This is a genomic window from Terriglobus sp. 2YAB30_2, from assembly GCF_052114765.1.
GTDB lineage: Bacteria > Acidobacteriota > Terriglobia > Terriglobales > Acidobacteriaceae > Terriglobus.
This window is the reverse complement of record NZ_JBFRFJ010000009.1, coordinates 157,241-179,967: the sequence shown is the minus strand read 5'-3', so window position 1 is coordinate 179,967 and position 22,727 is coordinate 157,241. Positions and strand designations below refer to the sequence as shown.

At 56.0% G+C, this 22,727-nt stretch carries 21 protein-coding genes; 16 read left to right on the top strand and 5 right to left on the bottom strand.

Annotated elements, in window-relative coordinates; genetic code table 11:
• The first annotated feature begins 17 nt into the window (after positions 1-17).
• From AB4Y89_RS15250 to AB4Y89_RS15240, 3 genes are read left to right on the top strand one after another with little or no spacing between them, the layout of a single operon-like run.
• Positions 18-893, top strand: coding sequence for an acetaldehyde dehydrogenase (acetylating) (locus tag AB4Y89_RS15250; RefSeq protein ID WP_442301792.1), 876 nt, complete (start codon positions 18-20; stop codon positions 891-893).
• Positions 874-1,890: a 4-hydroxy-2-oxovalerate aldolase gene (dmpG, locus tag AB4Y89_RS15245; RefSeq protein ID WP_442301791.1), complete on the top strand. Its 1,017-nt coding sequence runs from the start codon at positions 874-876 to the stop codon at positions 1,888-1,890. The genes AB4Y89_RS15250 and dmpG overlap by 20 nt, the downstream gene beginning before the upstream one ends.
• 1 nt (position 1,891) lies before the next feature.
• Complete coding sequence (locus AB4Y89_RS15240; RefSeq protein WP_442301790.1) at positions 1,892-2,947, top strand: NAD-dependent epimerase/dehydratase family protein; 1,056 nt, start codon at positions 1,892-1,894, stop codon at positions 2,945-2,947.
• A gap of 516 nt (positions 2,948-3,463) precedes the next feature.
• Here AB4Y89_RS15240 and AB4Y89_RS15235 read toward each other — a convergent pair.
• From AB4Y89_RS15235 to AB4Y89_RS15220, 4 genes are read right to left on the bottom strand one after another with little or no spacing between them, the layout of a single operon-like run.
• Positions 3,464-3,979, bottom strand: coding sequence for a hypothetical protein (locus tag AB4Y89_RS15235; RefSeq protein WP_442301789.1), 516 nt, complete (start codon positions 3,977-3,979; stop codon positions 3,464-3,466).
• A gap of 16 nt (positions 3,980-3,995) precedes the next feature.
• A complete protein-coding gene (locus AB4Y89_RS15230; protein WP_442301788.1) occupies positions 3,996-4,751 on the bottom strand; it encodes a succinate dehydrogenase/fumarate reductase iron-sulfur subunit in 756 nt (251 codons plus the stop codon).
• Between the two features lie 12 nt (positions 4,752-4,763).
• The gene (locus AB4Y89_RS15225; RefSeq protein ID WP_442301787.1) at positions 4,764-6,491 is read right to left on the bottom strand and encodes an FAD-binding protein; all 1,728 of its coding nucleotides are present in this window, start codon (positions 6,489-6,491) and stop codon (positions 4,764-4,766) included.
• Positions 6,488-7,381 carry a succinate dehydrogenase gene (locus AB4Y89_RS15220; protein ID WP_442301786.1) on the bottom strand — a complete coding sequence of 298 codons (894 nt, stop codon included), beginning with the start codon at positions 7,379-7,381 and terminating at the stop codon, positions 6,488-6,490. The genes AB4Y89_RS15225 and AB4Y89_RS15220 overlap by 4 nt, the downstream gene beginning before the upstream one ends.
• 2 nt (positions 7,382-7,383) lie before the next feature.
• Here AB4Y89_RS15220 and ndhC point away from each other — a divergent pair, with 2 nt between their 5' ends.
• The 13 genes from ndhC to AB4Y89_RS15155 are packed head-to-tail and all read left to right on the top strand — an operon-like array spanning position 7,384 to position 21,953.
• Positions 7,384-7,911, top strand: coding sequence for an NADH-quinone oxidoreductase subunit A (gene ndhC / locus AB4Y89_RS15215; RefSeq protein WP_442301785.1), 528 nt, complete (start codon positions 7,384-7,386; stop codon positions 7,909-7,911).
• Positions 7,912-7,926: 15 nt separating this feature from the next.
• Complete coding sequence (locus tag AB4Y89_RS15210) at positions 7,927-8,565, top strand: NuoB/complex I 20 kDa subunit family protein (RefSeq protein WP_442301784.1); 639 nt, start codon at positions 7,927-7,929, stop codon at positions 8,563-8,565.
• 20 nt (positions 8,566-8,585) lie between these two features.
• A complete protein-coding gene (nuoC, locus tag AB4Y89_RS15205) occupies positions 8,586-10,331 on the top strand; it encodes an NADH-quinone oxidoreductase subunit C/D (RefSeq protein ID WP_442301783.1) in 1,746 nt (581 codons plus the stop codon).
• A gap of 24 nt (positions 10,332-10,355) precedes the next feature.
• Entirely contained in the window at positions 10,356-10,820 is a 465-nt protein-coding gene (gene nuoE, locus AB4Y89_RS15200) for an NADH-quinone oxidoreductase subunit NuoE (protein ID WP_442301782.1), read from the top strand.
• 8 nt (positions 10,821-10,828) lie between these two features.
• Positions 10,829-12,100: an NADH-quinone oxidoreductase subunit NuoF gene (gene nuoF / locus AB4Y89_RS15195; protein WP_442301781.1), complete on the top strand. Its 1,272-nt coding sequence runs from the start codon at positions 10,829-10,831 to the stop codon at positions 12,098-12,100.
• A gap of 2 nt (positions 12,101-12,102) precedes the next feature.
• Positions 12,103-14,811 (top strand): NADH-quinone oxidoreductase subunit NuoG, encoded by a 2,709-nt coding sequence (nuoG, locus tag AB4Y89_RS15190; RefSeq protein ID WP_442301780.1) that lies wholly within the window; start codon positions 12,103-12,105, stop codon positions 14,809-14,811.
• Positions 14,808-15,761, top strand: coding sequence for an NADH-quinone oxidoreductase subunit NuoH (gene nuoH, locus AB4Y89_RS15185; RefSeq protein ID WP_442301779.1), 954 nt, complete (start codon positions 14,808-14,810; stop codon positions 15,759-15,761). Before nuoG ends, nuoH begins: the two co-directional genes overlap by 4 nt.
• Positions 15,762-15,773: 12 nt before the next feature.
• Complete coding sequence (nuoI, locus tag AB4Y89_RS15180; protein WP_442301778.1) at positions 15,774-16,289, top strand: NADH-quinone oxidoreductase subunit NuoI; 516 nt, start codon at positions 15,774-15,776, stop codon at positions 16,287-16,289.
• 9 nt (positions 16,290-16,298) lie between these two features.
• Positions 16,299-16,919, top strand: a complete 621-nt coding sequence (nuoJ, locus tag AB4Y89_RS15175) for an NADH-quinone oxidoreductase subunit J (protein WP_442301777.1) — start codon at positions 16,299-16,301, stop codon at positions 16,917-16,919.
• Positions 16,807-17,115 (top strand): NADH-quinone oxidoreductase subunit NuoK, encoded by a 309-nt coding sequence (gene nuoK, locus AB4Y89_RS15170; protein ID WP_442301776.1) that lies wholly within the window; start codon positions 16,807-16,809, stop codon positions 17,113-17,115. Before nuoJ ends, nuoK begins: the two co-directional genes overlap by 113 nt.
• Before the next feature lies 1 nt (position 17,116).
• Positions 17,117-18,991 carry an NADH-quinone oxidoreductase subunit L gene (gene nuoL, locus AB4Y89_RS15165; protein ID WP_442301775.1) on the top strand — a complete coding sequence of 625 codons (1,875 nt, stop codon included), beginning with the start codon at positions 17,117-17,119 and terminating at the stop codon, positions 18,989-18,991.
• Positions 18,992-19,000: 9 nt separating this feature from the next.
• A complete protein-coding gene (nuoM, locus tag AB4Y89_RS15160; RefSeq protein ID WP_442301840.1) occupies positions 19,001-20,497 on the top strand; it encodes an NADH-quinone oxidoreductase subunit M in 1,497 nt (498 codons plus the stop codon).
• Between the two features lie 4 nt (positions 20,498-20,501).
• Positions 20,502-21,953 carry an NADH-quinone oxidoreductase subunit N gene (locus tag AB4Y89_RS15155; protein ID WP_442301774.1) on the top strand — a complete coding sequence of 484 codons (1,452 nt, stop codon included), beginning with the start codon at positions 20,502-20,504 and terminating at the stop codon, positions 21,951-21,953.
• A 13-nt stretch (positions 21,954-21,966) separates the two neighbouring features.
• On the opposite strand, the gene AB4Y89_RS15150 is transcribed toward AB4Y89_RS15155, so the two are convergent.
• Positions 21,967-22,416 carry a CBS domain-containing protein gene (locus tag AB4Y89_RS15150; protein ID WP_442301773.1) on the bottom strand — a complete coding sequence of 150 codons (450 nt, stop codon included), beginning with the start codon at positions 22,414-22,416 and terminating at the stop codon, positions 21,967-21,969.
• Positions 22,417-22,727: the final 311 nt, after the last annotated feature.

Sequence of the window (22,727 nt, the reverse complement as noted above, 5' to 3'; positions counted from 1 at the left end):
AATCTGAGGGTGCAACTATGAGTTCCCGCGAAAAGGTTCGAGTCGCAATCCTGGGCAGTGGCAACATTGGAACCGATCTTTTGATTAAAATTCTTCGTTCGCCAAACCTCACCTGTTCGCTTTTCATCGGCCGCAATATAGGCTCGGCGGGCATGCGGAAAGCGAATGAACTTGGTGTGAAGATTTCGGATCAGGGCATCAAGGCAATTGAAGATGATCCTGACTGCTGCGACATCGTGGTGGATGCCACATCGGCGTTGGCACATCTGCAGCATTGGCCAATCCTGAAGTCGCTGGGTAAGTTTGTTATCGACATGACGCCATCGAAGATCGGCGAGATGTGCATACCGTCGATCAATCTTGACAGCATATCGGCGACACCGAATTTCAATATGATCACCTGCGGCGGACAGGCTTCCATTCCGATTGTGTATGCGATCTCTCAGGTCCAGAAAGAGATTGCGTATGTCGAAGTGGTTTCGCACATTGCTTCGCGGAGCGCAGGACCTGCCACTCGGATCAACCTGGATGAATACATCGACACGACGGAAGCGGCGATCAAGAGTTTTTCCGGCGTCAAGGCTGCGAAGGCAATTCTAACGTTGAACCCAGCAGTGCCGTGTGTCGACATGCAGACCAGCATTCTCGTGCAGGTAGCATCCCCAAATCTGGAGATCATTTCTCAGAGCATTGCAGCCATGGTAACGAAAGTACAGGAATATGTACCTGGCTACCGTCTGCTGGTGGGACCACTGATCGAAGACGGCCGAGTCGTTGTTACCGTGAAGGTGAATGGCCTGGGAGATTATCTGCCGGCCTATGCAGGAAATCTGGATATCATCAACTGCGCGGCAATCGCCACGGCGGAGCATTATGCCAAAGCAAGAACGTAGCATCCTTATCTGCGATCCGACTCTCCGCGATGGCAACCACGCGATCCGGCACCAGCTCAGCGTGGAACAAATCGCGGCATATGCTGCCGCCGCCGATGCTGCCGGAGTGCCTATTGTTGAGGTTGGCCATGGCAATGGCCTTGGCGCTTCCTCTTTGCAGGTTGGCCTGGCAAAGGCGGATGACAAAAGCGCTTTAGAAGCCGCTCGCAAGGCGTTGACCAATTCAAAGCTTGGCGTCCACGTCATTCCAGGATTTGCCACAATTCATCGGGATCTGCGGCTGGCGATAGATGTCGGCGTAGATGTATTTCGTATCGCCTCACATTGCACCGAGGCTGATATCACAGAACGTCACATCTCCTTCATCAAGGAAAACGGCCGCGAAGTGTTTGGTGTGTTGATGATGACGCACATGGCTTCGGTGGAAGTTTTAGTGGAAGAAGCTCTAAAGATGGAAGCATATGGAGCCGAAGCGCTGATCATTATGGATTCTGCAGGTGCCTATTTGCCTGCTGAAGTGACAGCGCGCATTCAAGCACTTGTGGATGCGCTTGGCATTCCGGTCGGATTTCATGGACATAACAATCTTGGAATGGCGGTTGCAAATTCACTTGCTGCCATCGATGCAGGAGCGTCCATTCTGGACGCGACAGCTAGAGGATTTGGCGCTGGGGCGGGCAATACACAATTGGAGACACTGATTGCCGTTCTCGAGAAGCTGGGCATACATACCGGCATTGATCTGTACAAGATTCTTGATGCCGGCGACCTCTCTGAAAAGCGCTTGGTCGAATCCCTGCCGACAATTTCTTCTGTGAGTATCGTCAGTGGATTGGCCGGTGTATTTTCCGGCTATGTGAAACCAGTCAACCGCATTGCCGCGGAATAYGGTCTCGACCCAAGAGATATTTTTTTTGAGCTCGGCCGCCGAAAGGTTGTGGCTGGGCAAGAAGACATGATTATTGAAGTCGCGAATGAATTGAGTGGAAGAGGCTGAGATGAGTGAAGAGTTGCAGATGCGACAGCAATTTCTGCAGGACGATCTGAAGCGGGTCGTAACGCCGATTGATCTCTCAAAGCTTGAGAACAGCTGTGTGTTGATTACCGGCGCATCGGGATTCATGGGGATCTGGATGACGGAGGTGTTCACTTACCTCAGGCGTGAACGGAAGTTGAACGTCAAGCTGCTTTTGCTGGCGACAGATTTCGGCTATGCGCGAAAGTCCGCTCCACATCTTTATGAGAGCGAACAGAACACCATTATTCAGGATGACATTCGGTCGGTGCACGAGCTGCCTGCGAATGTGAACTGGATCATCCACGCAGCTGCTTCGCCCGATTTACGAGTACATAACTCACAGCCGATTCATGCGTCGCGGACGATTACGCAAGGAACGCAGACGATACTGGAGTGCGCGTCACGTCTACCTGCCTTGCAAGGCCTTCTAAACGTGAGCTCGGGGTATGTATACGGCTATCACTCTGAGGATGAGGCTGTAACAGGACGCCGCTTTGAAGGCTTCGACCCGAACAGCTTTTCAACCGCATACGTTGAAGCAAAGCGTTACGCGGAATCTTTGTGCGCCATCTATCGCAATCAGTATCGGATGCCTATTCTGAATGTGCGCCCTTTCTCATTTGTAGGTCCGTATCAACCAATCGATGCACCATGGGCGGTCAACAACTTCATCGGGAATGTCACAGCCAAGCAGCCGATCCGGATTCAAGGAGACGGCACTGCAGTCCGTAGCTACATGTATGGCGCCGATATGGCTTGGTGGCTGCTCAATCTCCTCATATCCGGTGAGCCGGGAGCGAGTTACAACCTGGGAAGTCCGGAGGGTATCTCTCTTCTAAATCTCGCTGAGAAAATCCGGACTCTGGCAGCAAGTGACGTGGCTATCAACAAGGGCAAGCCCATGCTCAACGCTAGGAAATCGTATTTCGTGCCGAACGTTGACGATGTGGAGAGGGAATTTGGTCTCGAACTTCGGTTCGGCCTGGACGATGCGCTAGCACGAACGATCCGTTGGCATAACCAGATTCGGGCGTAGCAAAGCCATCGAAACTTTTGTCTTTTGGTGTTCTAACTCCACCCCTGACACTACGGCGTGATGGAACTCTCAAAAGAAGTTGGGCTAAGGCTTCGATTCCGGCTGCGCAACTTCATCCGTCACTTTTAGGTGATAGGCCTCGGCCAACGTGCGTTTGAATTACCTCGGCCAGTTCAGTGTGAGACAGAGCCTACATCTCTGCCCTAGACACGCATCGGGCACGGTCATGAACAAGCTTCTGCTGCGCATCGACTGAGTTGCAAACCTCTCCAGAACGGAAGTGAATTCAACGTTGCCCTAGGGTGTGTCGTCAAACTCCTGTCGCCAGCGTTGCGTCGCAACCCGAAGGGCCGGGGCAGATTTTCTTCACCCCAGCCAGCAAAGCTGACTGGGGACCCCGATTCCCGATCTCTTCGTCACTCGTCGTTCCAGTAGGCCGGCTACAGTTCTCTCCTCACTCCTCGATCTCGTAAAAATCTGCTCCCGGCGCTGACGGCACGAGTTTGACGACACACCCTAGGTTGGTGGTGCGTCCTGGGCATCGAACGGGGCACGTTCCTGTTTCCATATATCCCACACATACGTTGGGTTCTGGAGCAGGCGTACGCAACGATTCCAGCGAAGGATAGCATCGTCGTTTCCAGCCGGACGGACCTTTTCAGCTTCTGCGAAAAAGTGCAGCGCTTCTTCAAAAAGCACCAGCAGCATCTCCGGTGGTTGTCCTGCGCTGAGCTGTGCTTTTGCGCGCCGTTCGGACAGAATCCCAGAGTAGTAGAGTCGCTCGTAGGGGTCGTTGAGCTGCTGGAAGGTCAGTTCCGTTTCGCGGTAACGATCGGACGAGCCCCCGGTGAACTGATCCGTAAGAGTGAGCCCGAGTAAACGCAATGCGCGTTGGTGCTGAGGTTCGATGGTCAGGATATCGCGACAGATCGACTCTGCTTCTTCTGGTTCGTTAAGCGAGCGGTAAAGTTCCGCCTTCGCGATAGCCTCGGCGATCCCCGCTGTTGAAATGCGTTTGAGTTTGTATTCCATGGCGCTTCCTCCACGCCTAGACTTTTTTTGCGCTGCGGATTTTGCGGACGAGCATGAGCAGCGGGTCATAGAACTCGTCCACCACTCGCTCCTTGAGCGGAATGATGGCATTGTCGGTGATATGGATGTCTTCGGGGCAGACCTCGGTGCAGCACTTCGTGATGTTGCAGAGGCCGATGCCAAGCTCCTCCTTTAACACGTGTGCCCGGGAGACGCCGTCGAGCGGATGCATCTCAAGGGAAGCAGTTCGCACGAAGAAGCGCGGCCCGCCAAATTGTTCCTGCTTGTCGTGGTCGCGCAGGACGTGGCAGACATTCTGGCAAAGAAAGCACTCAATGCACTTGCGAAACTCCTGTACGCGATCGACGTCCCGTTGATCCATCTTCCACACGACACCGGCCCGTGGCTGGAAAGGAGGGATCTTCCGATTGACGCTGAAGTTCCAGGAAACGTCAGTCACCAGATCCTTGATCACGGGGAAAGCCTTCATCGGAAAGATGGTGATGGGCTGATCGAGTGGAAGAGAGTCCATGCGTGTTTTGCAGGCGAGCCGCGGCCGGCCATTGACCTCGGCCGAGCATGAGCCGCATTTTCCCGCCTTGCAATTCCAGCGGATGGCCAGATCGGGCGCCTGATGCGACTGAACCCAGTGAAGCGCGTCGAGCACTACCATCCCGGGAACGAGCGGCACTCGATAGTCAACGGTCTTGCCGTCTTCGCGGTCACCCCGGAAGATTTGCAACGTTGCCTCTGCGAACGGGACCTCCGCCATGGCCAGCCTCCGCTATTTCGCTCCGCTATCTTCTGCCAGCAATTGCTTCAGATCATCTGGCATCTCAAGAACGGGGGCATCGACGAGCGTCATCGTGCCGGCATTCTTGACCACGACATTATGCTTCTTTCCCCACGTATCGTCCAGGGCTGGGTAGTCAATGCGACTATGCGCGCCGCGGCTCTCGCGGCGTGCAAGCGCGCTGCGGGTCACGCCTTCAGCTATGGTCAACATGCTGTGCAGGTCCCACACCAGGTGCCAGCCTGGGTTGAAGAGCCGTGAGCCTTCAACACGCACGCGTGCCGTACGCTCTTTCAGTGTCTCAATCTCCGACAAAGCTCGGCGAAGGTCTTCCTCACAACGAAAGATGCCAACAAGGCTTTGCATAGTGGCCTGCAAATCGCTGTGAATGGCGTAGGGGCTCTCGCCATCCAGCCGTTCAAACGGTGCGAGCATTTGCTGGACGGATTCTTCGATATGGGAGGAATCGATCGTTAGCGTCTCGCTTCGCCTGGCGTGTTCCGCGGCCGCCAGTCCCGCTCGTCGACCAAACACCAGTAGATCGGAAAGTGAATTGCCGCCCAGCCGGTTTGCTCCGTGCAGGCCCGCAGCGGCCTCTCCTGCTGCGAACAACCCCGGGATGGATGTCTGCGCCGTCTCTGCGTCCACGCGGATGCCCCCCATCATGTAGTGACAGGTCGGTCCCACTTCCATCGGCTCCCTGGTGATATCCACATCTGCCAGTTCCAGGAACTGGTGATACATGCTGGGCAGCTTTCGCTTTACATAGTCGGCAGGCTTGTGAGAGATGTCGAGAAAGGCGCCTCCGTGCTCGGTGCCGCGATTCTCGCGCACTTCGGTATAGATCGAGCGTGCCACCACGTCGCGGGTAGAAAGTTCAAGTTTTTTGGGATCGTAGCGTTCCATGAAACGCTCGCCGTTCTTGTTACGGAGGATGCCACCCTCTCCGCGCACGGCTTCAGTCACCAGGATGCCTTGAACTCCCGGCGGCCAGACCATGCCAGTCGGATGGAACTGAACGAACTCCATGTCCATCAGATCGGCGCCGGCTTCATAGGCGAGCGCCATACCGTCACCGGTGTATTCCCAGGAGTTTGAGGTGATCTTCCAGGCCTTGCCGATGCCCCCCGTACAAATCACAACAGACTTCGCCCTGAACACGACGAAGCGGCCCTGTTCACGCCAATAGCCAAAAGCGCCCACGATGCGGTTGCCGTCTTTGAGCAGCCGTGTGATCGTGCACTCCATATATACGTCGATACCCAGGTGCACACCGCGGTCCTGCAAGGTGCGAATCATCTCCAGCCCGGTGCGGTCGCCGACGTGGCACAGCCGTTTAAACGTATGGCCGCCGAAGGCCCGTTGCAGGATGTCGCCGTTCTCGGTGCGATCAAACAGAGCTCCCCATTGTTCCAGTTCGCGCACGCGCTCAGGAGCTTCCTGAGCGTGGAGCTGCGCCATGCGCCAGTTGTTCAGGAATTTGCCGCCGCGCATTGTATCGCGAAAGTGCGCACGCCAGTCGTCGGATGTATCCACGTTGGCCATCGCTGCGGCAATACCGCCTTCGGCCATTACTGTGTGTGCTTTGCCGAGCAGGGACTTGCACACAATACCGACGCGGACGCCCTGGGCCAGGGCTTCAATTGCAGCGCGAAGACCAGCGCCGCCCGCGCCGATGATGAGCACGTCGTGTTCGTGAACTTCGTATCTTGAGGTCACAGCAGCCGAATATCCTTGAGCAGCCCCGCAGAGACCATGCGCACGTAGAGATCGGCCAGGCCCACTGAAAAGAGGCTCACCCATGCAAAGAGCATGTGGCGCTCATTCAAGCGACTGAGCCAACTCCAGGCCGTGTGACGCGGAGGGCCAAACTTCGTGCAAGAGAAGCAATCAAGCTTTCCCCCTGCCAGGTGACGCAGGGAGTGGCAAGAGAAGGTGTAAAGAGTGAGCAGAATTATGTTTGTTAGCAGGACGAGTGAACCCACGCCGATTCCAAAGCCATCCTGGAAAAAGAATGCGCGAATTGCGTCCCACCAAAGGACGGCGAGAAATACCAACGCAAGGTAAAGGAACCAGCGATGGAGGTTTTGCAGAATGAACGGAAAACGAGTCTCGCCGCCGTACGCTCCTCTGCCTCCTTCGCTTACCGCGCAAGCGGGGGGATGCAGGAAGAATGCTCGATAGTAGGCCTTTCGATAGTAGTAGCAGGTTGCACGGAATCCGAGCGGGCCGGCCAGAATCAAAAGAGCCGGAGAAAATCGCCACCAGTGATGTTGCGGGTCGATCAGCGGAGAGTAAAACGGCGAGAGGTAAGGTCCCCAGGCATAGAACTTTCCTTCGAAGGCCCGGAAGGTGGCATAGATTCCGAACGCGCTCAGAACGGCGATGACGGGCAATAGTTCCACCCACCATGCGTCCCGCCGCAACGTAGTGCCGAAACCGATGACCCGACGATCCGCAGAAGATCCCATCGTTGGGCGCCCTTCACGTCGGGTAACAGAGTAGTCCAAAATGTACCCTTGCAAACCGGAATTTTTAAAGCATTTTTCCTGTTGCTGGGTATCCCGGAAGGAGCGCGCAGCGGCGTTTTCATTGCGGAAAACGCCCATAGATGCGGAAACCCTACTCTACACCCCCAGGAAAATGCTTTCGCGTTCCAGGGTGGTCAATTCGGTTTTGCTATGTTGTATGTTGCCTTATTTACCTGTTTCGTATAGAATCGCGCGTCAGTGCAGCGCAAGCGGGTTGCACCGGGGCGGGGACCATGCACTTTTGGCCGCTAGCAGTCTATGTTGTACTCGTCGGCATGCTTGTGATGGTCATGTTGGGCCTGTCCTATGTTCTGGGTCAACGGCACCATGATCGAGCTACCGGTTCCCCATACGAGTCTGGCATCCTCTCAGAAGGTTCTGCGCGAGTGCGGTTCTCCGCAAAGTTTTATCTGATCGCGATGTTCTTCGTTATTTTCGATCTCGAAGCGGTGTTTTTATTTGCCTGGGCGGGCGCTGTCCGAGAAACCGGATGGTCTGGTTACGCCGAGGTACTGCTATTCATCACGGTACTGCTTGCGACGCTCGCTTATTTGTGGCGCGTCGGCGCTCTTGATTGGAAACAAGGAAGCAGACGGATGGTGAGTTAGTTACGGTGGTGTACCATGCGCTGGTCGATCAGCAGGCCTGCCGATTCTCTGCAGGCGGAGAAGGCCGATGGAAATCTTGATGAGGCTATCCGCCGAACCCTTGTTCTGTCCCGTCTGGATGATCTTGTAGCGTGGAGCCGAAAGAATTCTGTCTGGCCGTTCAACTTTGGACTCTCCTGCTGCTTCGTGGAGATGGCCACAAGCATTACAAGCAAATACGACATCTCCCGATTTGGCGCTGAAGTGATCCGCGGCACGCCACGAGAGGCGGATCTTATGGTCATCGCGGGCACGCCCTTTATCAAGATGGCGCCGGTGATCAAGCGCCTCTATGAACAGATGATGGAGCCGCGGTGGGTCATTTCCATGGGGTCCTGCGCGAATTCGGGCGGCATGTATGACATCTACAGCGTGGTGCAGGGCGTCGATAAGATTCTCCCGGTCGACGTCTATGTCCCCGGATGTCCACCTCGGCCAGACGCGTTTCTGGAAGGCATTCTGCTATTACGCGACGCGATAGGAAAGGAAAAGCGTCCTCTAAGTTGGGTCATCGGGCCGCAAGGAGTGGAGCGGCCTGATATGCCTTCGATGCGTGACTCCAAACAGGCACAGCGCCAATTACTTACTGTGCTCCGGACTCCCGATAGTGTTTAGCAGCAGTAACGGCGGTATGTATGATGCGCAGCCTTGTTGTCGATGAGGGATTACAGAATGAACTTGGCCCTACGGCTGCGCCCGAACCTGCCTGCGACGGAATTCCGACGTTCTGGGTTTCGAAGATCGACATCCATGAAGCCATGCGCTTGCTCCATTGCGATATTCCAAAACCATACAGAATGTTTTTTGACATTACGGCAATTGACGAACGCGGCCGCACACACCGTGACGGCCAGCCGCCGAGTGACTTCACCGTTGTTTACCACCTCTACTCGCTTGAACGGAACGAGTATGTCCGGTTGAAGGTAGCGCTCGACCAGGATCAACTCTCACTCCCCACGATCACTGACATCTGTCCCGCGGCCAACTGGTATGAGCGGGAGGTGTGGGATATGTTTGGGATCGTCTTCAACCAGCATCCGCATTTAACGCGCATTCTCATGCCGAGGACGTGGCTGGGGCATCCGTTGCGCAAGGACCATCCGGCACGCGCCACGGAGATGGGCCCCTTTACTCTGCCGGACGAAAAGCAAGACGCCGAGCAGGACGCGTTGCAGTTCCGCCCGGAAGAATGGGGTATGTCGCGACAACACGAGGATACCGATTTCATTTTTCTGAATATTGGTCCGCAGCATCCCGGCACGCACGGCGTTCTGCGCATCATCCTGCAGTTAGATGGCGAGGAAATTGTCGATGCTATCCCCGACATAGGTTTTCATCACCGCGGCGCCGAGAAGATGGGCGAGCGCCAGACATGGCATACCTATATTCCATACACAGACCGCGTGGATTATCTGGGTGGCGTGATGAACAACTTTGTCTACCTGATGGCGGTCGAAAAATTGGCGGGTATCACCGTGCCTCCGCGTGGACAGATGATCCGGGTCATGATGGCGGAGCTGTTTCGCATCATCAGCCATCTGGTCTGGTACGGCACGTTCGCACAGGATCTTGGTCAGATGTCGCCTGTGTTTTATATGTTCAACGACCGCGAGCGAGCGCTTGGCATTGTTGAAGCGATCTGCGGTGCTCGCATGCACCCCAACTGGTTCCGCATTGGTGGTGTAGCCCAGGACCTGCCAAACGGATGGGACCGCCTCTTCCGAGACTTCTTGGATTACCTGCCGGCCAAGCTCGACGAGTATGACCGCACTGTCATGCGCAATCGTCTGTTCAAGGCGCGCACGAAAGGCATTGGAAGTTGCACGATCGAGGAAGCAATTGAGTGGGGCATGACAGGCCCAAACCTGCGCGCGTGCGGTCTCGATTGGGATTTTCGCAAGAAGCAACCCTATGCCTGCTACGGCCAGCTCGAATTCGATATCCCTGTCGGGCGCACAGGAGACTGTTACGACCGAGCGATCGTGCACGTCGAGGAGATGCGCCAAAGCCTCAGGATTATCCAGCAATGCGTCGACAATATGCCGGGTGGCCCATGCAACGCAGACCATCCGCTGGCCACACCGCCGCCAAAAGCTCGCACCATGCATGACATTGAAACCCTCATCCATCACTTCCTTGGCGTGAGCTGGGGTCCTGTAATTCCGGCCGGCGAAGCCATGGCCGCGATCGAAGGAACCAAAGGCAATAACGGCTACTACCTGATAAGCGATGGAGGTACTGGTTCCTACCGGACTCGTATTCGCACGCCATCGTTTGCACATATGCAGATGCTGCCGCAACTATGCCGGGGATGGATGATCCCAGACCTCCTGGCGATTCTGGGAAGTCTTGACTACGTGCTTGCGGACATCGACCGGTGAACAAAGAAAGGGAAGAGTGACACGATGCTGACTGTTGAGGAACGAGAGGAGATCGACGCGAAACTTGCCGACTATCCAAACACCCAGGCCGTTGCTATCGAAGCGATGCTGATCATTCAACGGCGCCAGGGATGGGTATCGGATGAAAAACTGCGCGATCTCTCGGAAGTCCTGCGGCTTTCCGTCGCCAACCTGGACGGTGTAGCAACGTTTTACAACCTGATTCGCCGGAGGCCGGTGGGACGGCACGTCGCACTTATTTGCGATAGCGTCTCGTGCTGGATCATGGGCTCTGACAGAATGCGGGATCACCTCTGCAGCAGGCTGGGAACACCGGTTGGCGGCACAACTTCAGACGGGCAATTTACTTTGTTGCCGATCGTTTGCCTGGGAGCGTGTGATCACGCGCCAGCCATGATGATCGACGGAACGTTACATGAAGATCTGACCGAACAGAAGATCGAAGAGATATTGACGCAGTACACATAGGCATCTCTATGGAGAAACCTCTTACAGGCAATTTTCGACCTGACAAAACTGCGGTGAGCCTTCCGGAGTACGAGCGTGCCGGTGGATATCAGGGGCTTCGCAAGGCACTCACTATGCAGCCGGCTGAAGTCACGGAAGTGGTAAAGAGATCGAATCTTCGCGGACGGGGAGGGGCGGGTTTTCCGACCGGCACGAAGTGGAGCTTCGTGCCTATGGGAAAAGATGCGCCGCATCCGAAATACCTTGTTGCGAACGCCGATGAGATGGAGCCCGGGACATTCAAGGATCGCGCGTTGATGGAGAGGGACCCACACCAGTTGATCGAGGGCATGATCGTCTCCGCATACGCGATAGAGGCTGATATCGGCTATATATTTTTGCGCGGTGAGTACGAGTACCCGAACCAGTGCCTTTCCAAAGCGATCGCCGAAGCAAAAGCAAGCGGCTATCTCGGCCGCAATATTCTCGGATCGGGTTACAGTCTTGAAATCCACCTTCATGCCAGCGCCGGCCGTTACATCTGCGGCGAAGAGACTGCTCTGCTGAATGCACTCGAAGGGAAGCGAGCGCATCCGCGAACGAAGCCTCCCTTTCCTCAGGTCTGCGGGCTTTGGGGAAAACCAACGATCGTCCAGAATGTGGAAACGCTTTGCAATGTTCACCACATCGTGAACAAAGGCCCTGATTGGTTCCGACATCTGAGCCTTACCGAAGATGGAGGCACAAAGCTGTTTGGTGTCAGCGGTAAAGTCAAACGCCCGGGACTGTGGGAACTTCCCATGGGCACGCCACTGCGTGAGATTCTCGAAAACCATGCGGGAGGAATGCGCGACGGCTTGCGTTTTCGCGGACTGCTTCCGGGCGGAGCGTCGACGGACTTTCTTGTAGAGGAGCATTTGGACACTCCGATGGACTACGGGAATGTGCAGAAGGTTGGAAGCCGACTGGGCACGGGAACTATGGTCGTGCTGGACGACCAGACGTGTCCCGTCGGCATGGTCTGGAATCTCGAACACTTCTTTGCGCAGGAATCGTGTGGCTGGTGCACCCCGTGTTGGAGCGGGCTGGCATGGACGGAGAAGCTTCTGCTCGCAATGGAGCAAGGCCGCGGGAGCGCTCGTGATCTGGAGACGCTGATGTTTCAGACGAAATTTCTTGCTCCAGGCAATACTTTCTGCGCTCTTGCACCGGGAGCAGTCGAGCCCCTGCAGAGCGCGCTCAAATACTTCGCTGAAGATTTTCGCCGGCACATCGACGAACATCGGTGTCCCTGGAGATGACTATGGCGACTATTTATATTGACGGCAAGCTTAGACGGGTGAATCCGAAACAGAATCTACTGCACGCCTGTCTTTCGCTGGGGTATGACCTTCCGTATTTCTGCTGGCATCCAGCATTGGGTTCGGTGGGTGCGTGTCGCCAGTGCGCTGTTAAGCAATTCCGCAACGAGCAAGACACCGCCGGCAAGCTCGTCATGGCTTGCATGACGCCCGCTGCCGAGGGCACACGCATCTCCATCATCGATCCTGAAGCCGCGGCCTTTCGCGCCGGTGTTATTCAGGGTTTGATGCAGAACCATCCGCACGACTGTCCTGTCTGCGACGAAGGCGGGGAGTGTCACCTGCAGGACATGACGGTCATGACCGGACACCGGTCACGCGTTTATAGCTTTGGCAAGAGAACGTTTCGCAATCAGTATCTCGGTCCGCTGGTGAATCATGAGATGAACCGCTGCATCCAATGCCAGAGATGTGTGCGCTTTTATCGCGAATACGCGGGTGGTGACGACCTGAACGCGTTTCATCTGCGCGACACGGTCTACTTTGGACGCCACGAAGACGGCGTTCTTGAAAACGAGTTCAGCGGGAACCTGGTTGAGATCTGCCCGACGGGTGTATTTACCGACGCAACACTCAAGCGCCACTACACACGCAAGTGGGACCTGCAGATGGCGCCGTCGATCTGTGTTCACTGCGGGCTTGGTTGCAATACTACTGCCGGCGAGCGATATGGCACGCTGCGCCGCATCGTGAATCGTTATAACCACGAGGTGAATGGGTACTTTCTTTGCGATCGTGGACGGTTTGGCTATGAGTTTGTGGAGAGCAATCAGAGAATTCGCCATCCACTGCTAAACGGTAAAGCAGCAACGAAAAGTGAGGCATTGGAACGATTCGCCGCCATACTGCGCGAGGGCAAAGTGTTCGGTATCGGATCACCACGGGCTTCCCTCGAGGGCAACTTCGCACTGCGCACACTGGTTGGCCCCGATCAGTTCTTCGCTGGAACTTCCGATCATGAGTTGCAGCTTCTTTCGACCATGCTCCGCATTCTGCGCGAGGGGCCGGCGCGATCACCGTCCCTTAATGAGGTGGAGCACTCGGATGTTGTGTTCGTGCTCGGCGAGGATGTCACAAACGTCGCGCCGATTATGGCTTTGCGGCTACGTCAGGCTGTGCGTCAGGCCCCCATGCAGATCGCGGAGAAACTGCACATTCCTGAGTGGCTCGACCATTCGGTGCGCGAGGCTGTGCAGGATGAGAAGGGGCCGCTCTACATTGCTTCTTCTTACGCGACGAAGCTGGACGACATCGCGACGGCGACATATTGTGCCGCGCCAGATGATCTGGCTCGCCTGGGTTTCGCTGTCGCCCACGCGATCGACCCCGATGCTCCCGTCGTGACGGGGCTACTACCGGATTTGGAGAAAATGGCGTCGGATATAGCTTCAGCGCTGCTTGGCGGGCAGCACCCGTTGGTTGTTTCCGGTACAAGCTGCGGCAGTCAAAGTGTCATAGAAGCGGCAGCGCAGGTTGCATGGGCGCTGTGCAAGGTGGGGCGCCACGCGGCTCTCAGCTTCACGGCGCCGGAGTGTAACAGTCTTGGTCTCGCGTTGATGGCGCCCCGTCCACTCTCAGAAGCTGTCTCCGCGATCAAAAGCGAACCGACAAACACGCTGGTCGTCCTGGAGAATGATCTGTTTCGCCGTGGCCCAGCAGACGTGGTGTCATCCCTGCTGAAAGGTGCCCGCCACCTTGTCGTGCTCGATCATCTGGATAACGCCACTACAGAGGCAGCCGAACTTGTATTGCCCGTAGGTACCTATGCTGAATCTGATGGAACGATCGTGAATAACGAAGGGCGCGCCCAGCGGCACTTCCAGGTGTTCGATCCCAGCACCGACGTGCAGGAAAGCTGGCGATGGTTACGCGAAGGAGCGATTGCAGCGGACCCTGAGAACGGGGCACAGTGGCAGAACCTCGACGGTCTCACTGCGGCTATGGCCTCAGAAATGCCCGTATTTGCATCGATTCCACGAGTTGCTCCATCCCGGAAAGCCGGCGGCAAGATCGCACGCGAGCCGAACCGGTACAGCGGTCGCACTGCGATGCTAGCCAATATCAGCGTGCATGAGCCAAAACCGCCTGACGATCCTGATTCTGCCCTGGCGTTCTCGATGGAGTCCGGGCCTGAATTGGCTCCGCCTTCGTTGATTCCTTTTTTCTGGGCGCCCGGTTGGAACTCCATTCAATCGGTCAATAAATTTCAAACCGAGGTAGGCGGTCCATTACGCGGCGGTGATCCCGGGATCCGTCTGATTGAGCCATCTCTTGAACGGAGCTGGAAGTATTGCTCTATGATTCCCGCGGCATTTCAGCGGCAGCCGGACCTGTGGATGCTGGTCCCGATTTTTCACATCTTCGGTTCAGAGGAATTGAGCCTCCGCGCACAGGGCATCGCTCAACTGTCCCCGCACCCCTATGTGGCGTTGAATCCAGTAGAGGCTTCGCAGAGTGGGGTGAGCGCGGGCGAGCGGATCAAAGTATCCATTGAAGGGTCGCTCTTCGAACTAGAGGTCATGTTGCGAGCCGACCTGCCTCGCGGTGTCGCCGGCTTGCCCGCTGGACTGTCGCCAGCCAAGGGTATCGTTCTGCCGGCTTTTTGCAGGCTTGCACCGATCCCGGCTGAACCATCCAGAGGTGCTCCATGATGCGGAATCTCTTTCCCTTTGTCATCATTGCGGTGGTTCTGTTTGTGGTGCTCAATCTATCAGCTGGATTGATCTGGGTGGAGCGCCGTCTGCTTGCCTTGTGGCAAGACCGATATGGCCCCAATCGTGTCGGCCCATTTGGGTTAGGACAGGTGGTAGCCGACTCGGTAAAGATGTTCACCAAAGAAGACTGGATTCCACCCTTTGCGGACAAGCCCGTCTTTGTTATCGCGCCCGCCATCATCGTTGCTACCGCACTGATCTCGTTCGCGGTTGTGCCTTTTGCTTCTGGATTTGTCATTGCCGACCTCGACGTTGGAGTCCTGTTTCTCCTGGCGATGTCCTCCTTGGGCGTTTACAGCATTGTTCTGGCGGGCTGGGCGTCGAACAACAAGTACTCGCTGCTTGGTGGCATCCGCGCTGCCGCGCAGATGTTGAGTTACGAGGTCTTCATGGGTTTATCCCTGTTAGGCGTGGTGATCCTGGCCGGTTCGTTCCGAATCTCGCATATCGTCGAAGCGCAGCGCGGGATGTGGTTCATTGTGCCTCAATTCCTCGGCTTCGTTCTGTTCCTGATCGCTGGCGTGGCGGAGACGCGTCGGCTGCCATTCGATCTTGCGGAAGCGGAGAGCGAATTGATTGCCGGCTTTCACTCAGAGTACTCCGGTATGAAGTTCGGCATGTTCTTCGTCGGGGAATACATCGGTGTGATTCTGATCTCGGCGAGCATTGCGTTGTTTTTCTTCGGAGGCTGGTTAGGGCCTGTGTTGCCCGGGCCGCTCTGGTTTGCTGCAAAGACGATGTTTTTCATCTGTCTATTCATCTTGTTTCGTGCGGCGCTTCCCAGGCCGCGATTTGATCAGTTGATGTCCTGGGGCTGGAAGGTGATGTTACCCCTGGCATTGTTGAATCTGTTGGTAACCGGGGCTGTTGTGCTTGCCCGGGCATAAAGGAGGTCCCCCGTGCTTAGTCTCGTGCGTTCTTTGTGGATGGTTTTGCTGCACACTTTTGCACGACGTGTGACCGTTCAGTATCCAGAGGAAAAGCCCTATCTCGCGCCCCGGTATCGAGGTCGTATTGTCCTTACGAAGGATCCTGACGGAGGAGAACGCTGCGTCGCGTGCAATCTCTGCGCCGTGGCCTGTCCAGTGGATTGCATCTCCCTGCAGGCAACTGAGGACGAGCATGGGCGGAGAACCCCGGAGTTCTTCCGGATCAATTTTTCCCGCTGCATCTTCTGCGGCTATTGCGAAGAAGCGTGTCCCACGTATGCGATTCAACTGACGCCCGATTTCGAGATGGGTGAGTACAAACGGAAAAATCTCGTATACGAAAAAGCTGATCTTCAGATTGAAGGTCCGGGAAAGTATCCCGATTACAACTTCTGGCGCGTAGCTGGAGTCGCGATTGGAGGAAAGGACAAGGGAGAAGCTGAGAACGAAACTGCCCCCGTCGACTCTCACAGCCTGATGCCTTGAAGATGAGCCATGATCACACTTTTCTATCTCGCGGGTACTATTGCCGTCATCGCTACACTGCTTGCCATCTCGCGGCGTCACGTGGTCCACGCACTGCTCTACCTGGTTGTGTCACTGCTTGCCATCGCCGTGGATTTCTATGTTCTGGGAGCGGCTTTTGTAGCAGCGCTTGAAGTCATGATTTATGCGGGCGCCATCATGGTGCTCTTTGTTTTCGTCGTAATGATGCTCAACGTCGCTGAGCACGCTATGGAAGTGGAACGCGGGTGGCTGAGACCTCGAAACTGGTATGGGCCTTCCACTCTCGCCGTGATCTTGTTGGCAGAGCTGGTTTACTGCGCCGTGACATCCGGCAGTACGCCTTCGCTGACGAACGCAGTGAGTCCAAAGCAGGTCGGCGTGGCGCTATTCAGGACTTATTGGATCGGGGTCGAACTCGTGTCCCTGTTGTTGATGGCGGGGTTAGTTGGCGCATGTCATCTGGGACACCGTGAAATTACGAGGGAGGAGGAGCGACATGCCACAGGTACCGATGCAGCACGCGCTGATTCTGGCAGCGATTTTGTTCGCGCTGGGTCTGGCCGGACTTCTGACGAGACGCAACCTGATCTTCACGCTCATGTGCATTGAGATCATGCTCAATGCGAGCGGCCTCGCCTTTGTCGCGGCCGGCTCCCGCTGGGGGCAACCGGACGGTCAGGTAATGTTTCTGTTCATTCTCGCAATGGCGGCAGCCGAAGTCTCAGTCGGGCTCGGCTTCGTACTCTTGTATCACAAGCGGCACGCCGCATTGGATGCGGACGCGGCCAGTGAGTTGAGAGGCTGATATGTTTCGACTGCTGTGGCTTGTTGCCGCCGTTCCGTTTGCAAGCGCTGGCTTGCTCGCGCTGTTCGGTTCCCGGTTGTCCCGGAGAATCATCGCAATCTCCGGGGCAGGTTCGATTGGATTTTCCGCAGCCCTTACTTTGTTGATCGGCGCAGAGTTCATTACGTCGCCACCTGCTGGCAACGCTTATGTCCAGCACTTGTGGACGTGGATGAGTAGCGGTGGATTCCAATCCGAAATCGCGCTCTATCTCGACTCTGTTGCGCTTCTTATGCTTCTGGTTGTTACGTTTGTCGGCTTCCTGATTCATCTTTATTCCGTTGAGTACATGCGTGAGGAGGAAGGGTACGCGCGATTCTTCGCCTACATGAACCTCTTCGCGGCGTCGATGATCACACTTGTGTTAGCGAATAATCTGCTTCTGCTGTACTTGGGATGGGAAGGTGTCGGACTCTGCAGCTTTCTGCTGATCGGTTTCTGGTATCGGGATCCAGTGAACGTTCGCGCCGCGAGTAAAGCCTTTATCGTGACTCGGGTTGGAGATACCGCCTTCGCGGTGGGGCTGTTCCTCTTGTTTACCCGATTGGGAACGCTGGACATTCAGGAGTTGATGCATCGTGCCTTAGTACAGTGGAGCTCGGGCAGTGGCATCGCGGTGGCGGCGGCAGCGCTGCTGCTGGGAGGAGCCGTCGGTAAATCCGCGCAGCTACCGCTTCAAACCTGGTTGCCGGACGCGATGGCCGGCCCCACGCCGACGAGTGCACTCATTCATGCCGCGACGATGGTGACCGCGGGAGTGTATCTGATTGCACGTACGCATGTGCTCTTTACGCTGGCTCCTCCTGTCCAGCTTGCTGTGGCGATCATTGGAACCGCCACGATGCTTCTGGCGGCTTTCAGCGCACTTGCCCAACGGGATATGAAACGCGTGCTTGCGTACTCCACCATCAGTCAGATCGGTTACATGTTCCTCGCGCTTGGACTGGGCGCCTGGTCGGCGGCCATGTTCCACCTTATGACGCACGCGTTCTTTAAGGCACTCCTCTTTCTGGCTGCCGGAGTCGTCATTCATGCGGTACACGAGCAGGACCTCTACCGCATGGGCGGGCTCCGCTTCGAGCTGCGACTCGCATTCTGGTCGTTCGTGATTGGCGGATCGGCGCTGGCAGGCCTGCCGCTGATCACCGCTGGCTTTTTCAGTAAGGACCTCATCTTGTGGCAGTCCTGGGCGGGTCCAAATGGAAATGTGTTGTTCTGGATCGCAGGCATGACGGGAGCTATGCTTACCTCGCTTTACACGTTCAGACTGATTTCGCTGGCGTTCTATGGCCCGCAGCAGTCACACGTCAAAGCGGAAAGCGGCCTCCTGGTTCGCATCGTCCTGGTCGCACTTTGTGTTTTATCGCTCATGGGTGGATATGTGGATACTCCTCCACACTTTGGCGGCGCACCGGCACTCTCGAATTTTCTAAGCAGCGCATTGCCTCCGCTCGAGGAAGTTCATATAGGGCCGATCACCGAGAGCATTACGGCGCTCTGCGCCAGTTTGTCGTTCGGACTCGGCCTTGCGCTGGCGTACCTTCTCTATGGACCACAGCGTTCGCGTGTGCCCGCTCAGGGTTTCCTGCCGAAGCTCTGCCTCGCAGGGTTTGGCTTCGACCAAGTGTATGACCGGCTGTTCGTCCGCCCGCTCCAATGGCTGATTCGGAAGAACAAGAGCGACATTGTGGATGTGCCGGTCCGTGGCTTGGGGCAGATTGCCGTACTTGGCTATCGTGCTTCGCGGCAGATGCAGACTGGGCGTGTGCGCCGGTATGCAATGGGACTTGCTATGGGAACTGCCGCGATCCTTGCGATCGCATTCTTTGCTCGATGAGGTGTCGTGATGATCCTGCTCAGCCTGATTTTGATTCTTCTCGTCGGCGGTATCTCATCGGGGATCGTCGCCCGTCGACATATAACAGCAGCGCGTTGGGTCGCCGTGGCAAGCGTGGGAGCAAATCTGGCGGTCACCATCGGTTTGTGGATTACCCGCACTGGGCAGTCGCAGCCGGCGACGCGCCGCTGGTTGGAAGAATGCAATTTAAATTGGATTTCGCAGTTTGGTATCCGTTTCCATCTGGCCCTTGATGGTCTTAGCCTGGCGTTGTTGGTCCTGACCTACTTTCTAGGCATCATGGCCATTCTTTCGTCCTGGACGGAGATCCGGCAGCGAGTTGGTTTCTTCCATTTCAATCTGCTTTGGGTGCTGGCAGGCATAACCGGTGTGTTCCTGGCTGCGGACCTGTTCGTCTTCTACCTGTTCTGGGAGCTGATGCTGGTGCCAATGTACCTGCTGATCGCCATATGGGGTCACGAACGGCGGATATATGCTGCAACGAAGTTCTTTCTTTTCACGCAGCTTAGCGGTCTGCTGATGCTGATAGCGATTATTTCGCTGGCGGTTCTCCACCAGCACGCGACTGGCGTTTTCACCTTCGATTACGAACATCTGCTCAACACACCGTTGTCGCCCCGTTCAGCACGTCTACTGATGCTTGGATTCTTCGTTGGGTTTGCGGTGAAGCTGCCCGCGTTCCCATTCCACACCTGGCTCCCGGATGCACATACCGAAGCTCCCACCGCCGGCAGCGTCATTCTGGCTGGGCTTCTGCTGAAGACAGGCGCGTATGGGCTGATCCGTTTCGTGCTGCCTCTCTTTCCGGGACCGTCGCGCGAATTGGCTCCTCTCATGATGACGATCGGCGTAATCGGAATTCTGTACGGAGCAGTACTTGCGGTCGCTCAAACCGATATCAAACGTCTCGTAGCCTACACCAGCGTCAGCCACATGGGATTCGTGCTGCTCGGAGTCTTCGCGGGAAATGAGATTGCGCTCGAAGGGGCTGTGATCCAGATGATCAGCCATGGAATTAGTACGGGCGCATTGTTCGTTCTTGCCGGCCTGCTTCAGGAGAGGATGCACACCCGCGAGATATCACAGATGGGTGGTCTTTGGGAGACCATGCCTACGCTCAGCGGGGCGGGGCTTCTGTTTGCCATGGCCTCGCTCGGACTTCCAGGACTCGGCGATTTCGTGGGTGAATTTCTCGTCCTGCTTGGGACGTATCGAGCTAGCATCGGTCTCACCGCCGTGGCGACCCTGGGTCTTCTCGCGGCCACTCTCTATGGTTTGAGGTTCGCTCAGGGAGCATTCCATGGTCCGAACGTGCATCATTGGAGTCTGCCGGACATGCGTCTTCGCGAATGGACGATCCTGGGTTCGATGATCCTTTGTCTTCTTTGGATCGGCCTCTATCCACAATCAGTCTTGAACACATTACGTCCAAGCCTGGCTGCCATGCAGCAAAGTGCATTCCCACAAGAGATCGTCAGGAGATGAAGAGATGAATGCCGCTGATTTTGTTGCGTTGCTGCCCCTGATTACGATTTCGGCGACCGCAGTCGTCTTGATGATTGTGATCGCAATCCGGCGCAATCACAAAGTTGCCCTCATGATTTCGCTGATCGGCGTGGCCGTGGCCGCGGCGAGCCTTTTACTTGCCGCGTCAGAAAAACCGCGGCAGATCACCAGCCTTTTAGTTCTCGACTCCTATTCGCGTCTCTATATGGCGATTCTCCTTGGCGCCACGGCCTTTGTTTTCCTGTTCGGCTATGACTACCTGAAGCGCCGCCAGGAACGTCCGGAAGAGTTCTATCTCCTTGTACTGCTGGCAACAACAGGCGCGATGACGCTCGTGGTCAGCCTCACGTTTGTATCGTTCTTCCTCGGATTGGAGCTGCTGAGCATAGCGCTTTACAGCCTGATCGCATACGTACGAACAGAGAGCATCTCTATCGAGGCAGGGATCAAGTACCTGGTTCTTGCCGCGTCATCATCATCCATTCTTCTGTTTGGTCTCGCGCTGATTTATGCGGATTCGGGATCGATGGATCTCTCCCAGTTCGCTGCAGTGATGGTCCGCCCAGCTGGATCTACGAACGCCGTTTCTCTTCTGACTGGCCTGATGCTCGTTCTAACAGGCGTGGGTTTCAAGCTGGCAGTCGTTCCATTTCAACTCTGGACGCCGGATGTCTACGAGGGCGCACCCCTGCCGGTAACGGCATTCATCGCCACCGTATCCAAGGCCGGAATGTTTGCATTTCTATTGCGCTGGTTCCACGTTCATGATGGCGGGGTGGCGGGAGCGCCTGGACTTGTACTCACGATCATTGCAATCGCTTCCATGCTGATGGGAAATCTTCTGGCGCTCTTGCAGAACAACGTCAAGAGGGTTCTTGCATTCTCATCCATTGCTCATATGGGGTATCTGCTGGTCGCATTGCTAGCTGGAGGACCACTCGGCGCGCCTGCAGCCACCTACTACCTCATCGCTTACGCCGCGACAATCCTCGGAGCCTTTGGCCTTATGAGCGCGCTGTCCAGCTCGCGATACGAAGCTGCCTCAATCGACGACTACCGCGGGCTCTTGTGGAAGAGACCCCTCGTCGCAGGTGCATTCGCTACAGCACTTCTTTCACTTGCCGGGATTCCGCTTACAGCAGGGTTTCTCGGTAAGTTCTACGTCATTACGGCCGGCGCTTCACAATCCCGATGGATACTTCTCTTTACCCTCGTCGCCAGCAGCACCATCGGTTTGTTCTATTATTTGCGCATCATCGTCGCCATGTACTCTCAACCAAGGGAGCCTGGCCATGATGGAGAGTCATCCACACAGCCACTGTCCCTCCCGGCTATCCTGGCGCTCACAGCTCTTACCGGCCTCATCTTTCTACTGGGCGTCTATCCCACGCCGCTCTGGAATGTCATCACAGCCGTCACTCGCGATCTAGGATGACCTATAAGCCACCCTAGCAAGGGTATTTGCCTTCGATGTAGTGCTCGAGTTGTTCGATCGTTTGATCCTGCGCGAAAGCGATCCAGTTCACGAGATCTCCGATGGAGACGATTCCAAGAATCTTTCCGTCGCAAACCACAGGAAGATGACGGATTCGGTTGGTTGTCATCAGCCGCATGGCTTCGTCAACGGAACTGTCTGGGCCAATGGTCGGCGGCGCTGAAACCATGATCTCGCTCACCAGCGTTTCCTTCGAACCTCGTCCCAGAAGGATGACCTTTCGCGCGTAGTCTCTCTCCGAAACGAGGCCCACGAGTTGGTCATGATCGATCACCAACAGCGCGCCTATATCCTTATCGGCCATCATCTGCATGGCGGAATAAACGGTCGCGTCGGGGGGGAGAGAACATATGTCAGAACCCTTCTTGCGAAGAATGAACAAAACGGGGTCAAGCACTCTCATAGCTAGCTCCTTACACGCAATTCAAGACTCGAAGTGGCGCTTCAAAAAGGAGAGACAAGCTAGACCGCCGAACCCCAGTAGCTGCGTGTCGGGAGCTGGAACGCGGCGATCGCTGCAAGAAAGACAAACCTTACGGCTACGCTCATACTGCCAAACGAAGAAAGCCGTCACCCGGCGTGGAAATATACGCCCGCCTTGCAACAATTGCAAAAGGAATATTAACTTCTTTGCCGTGGTAGACGGCATGCTGCATAAGTTGTTGAAAATAATGATGAACTTGGCCCGCGCAATGGCGCCTGGGGCGACCCGCA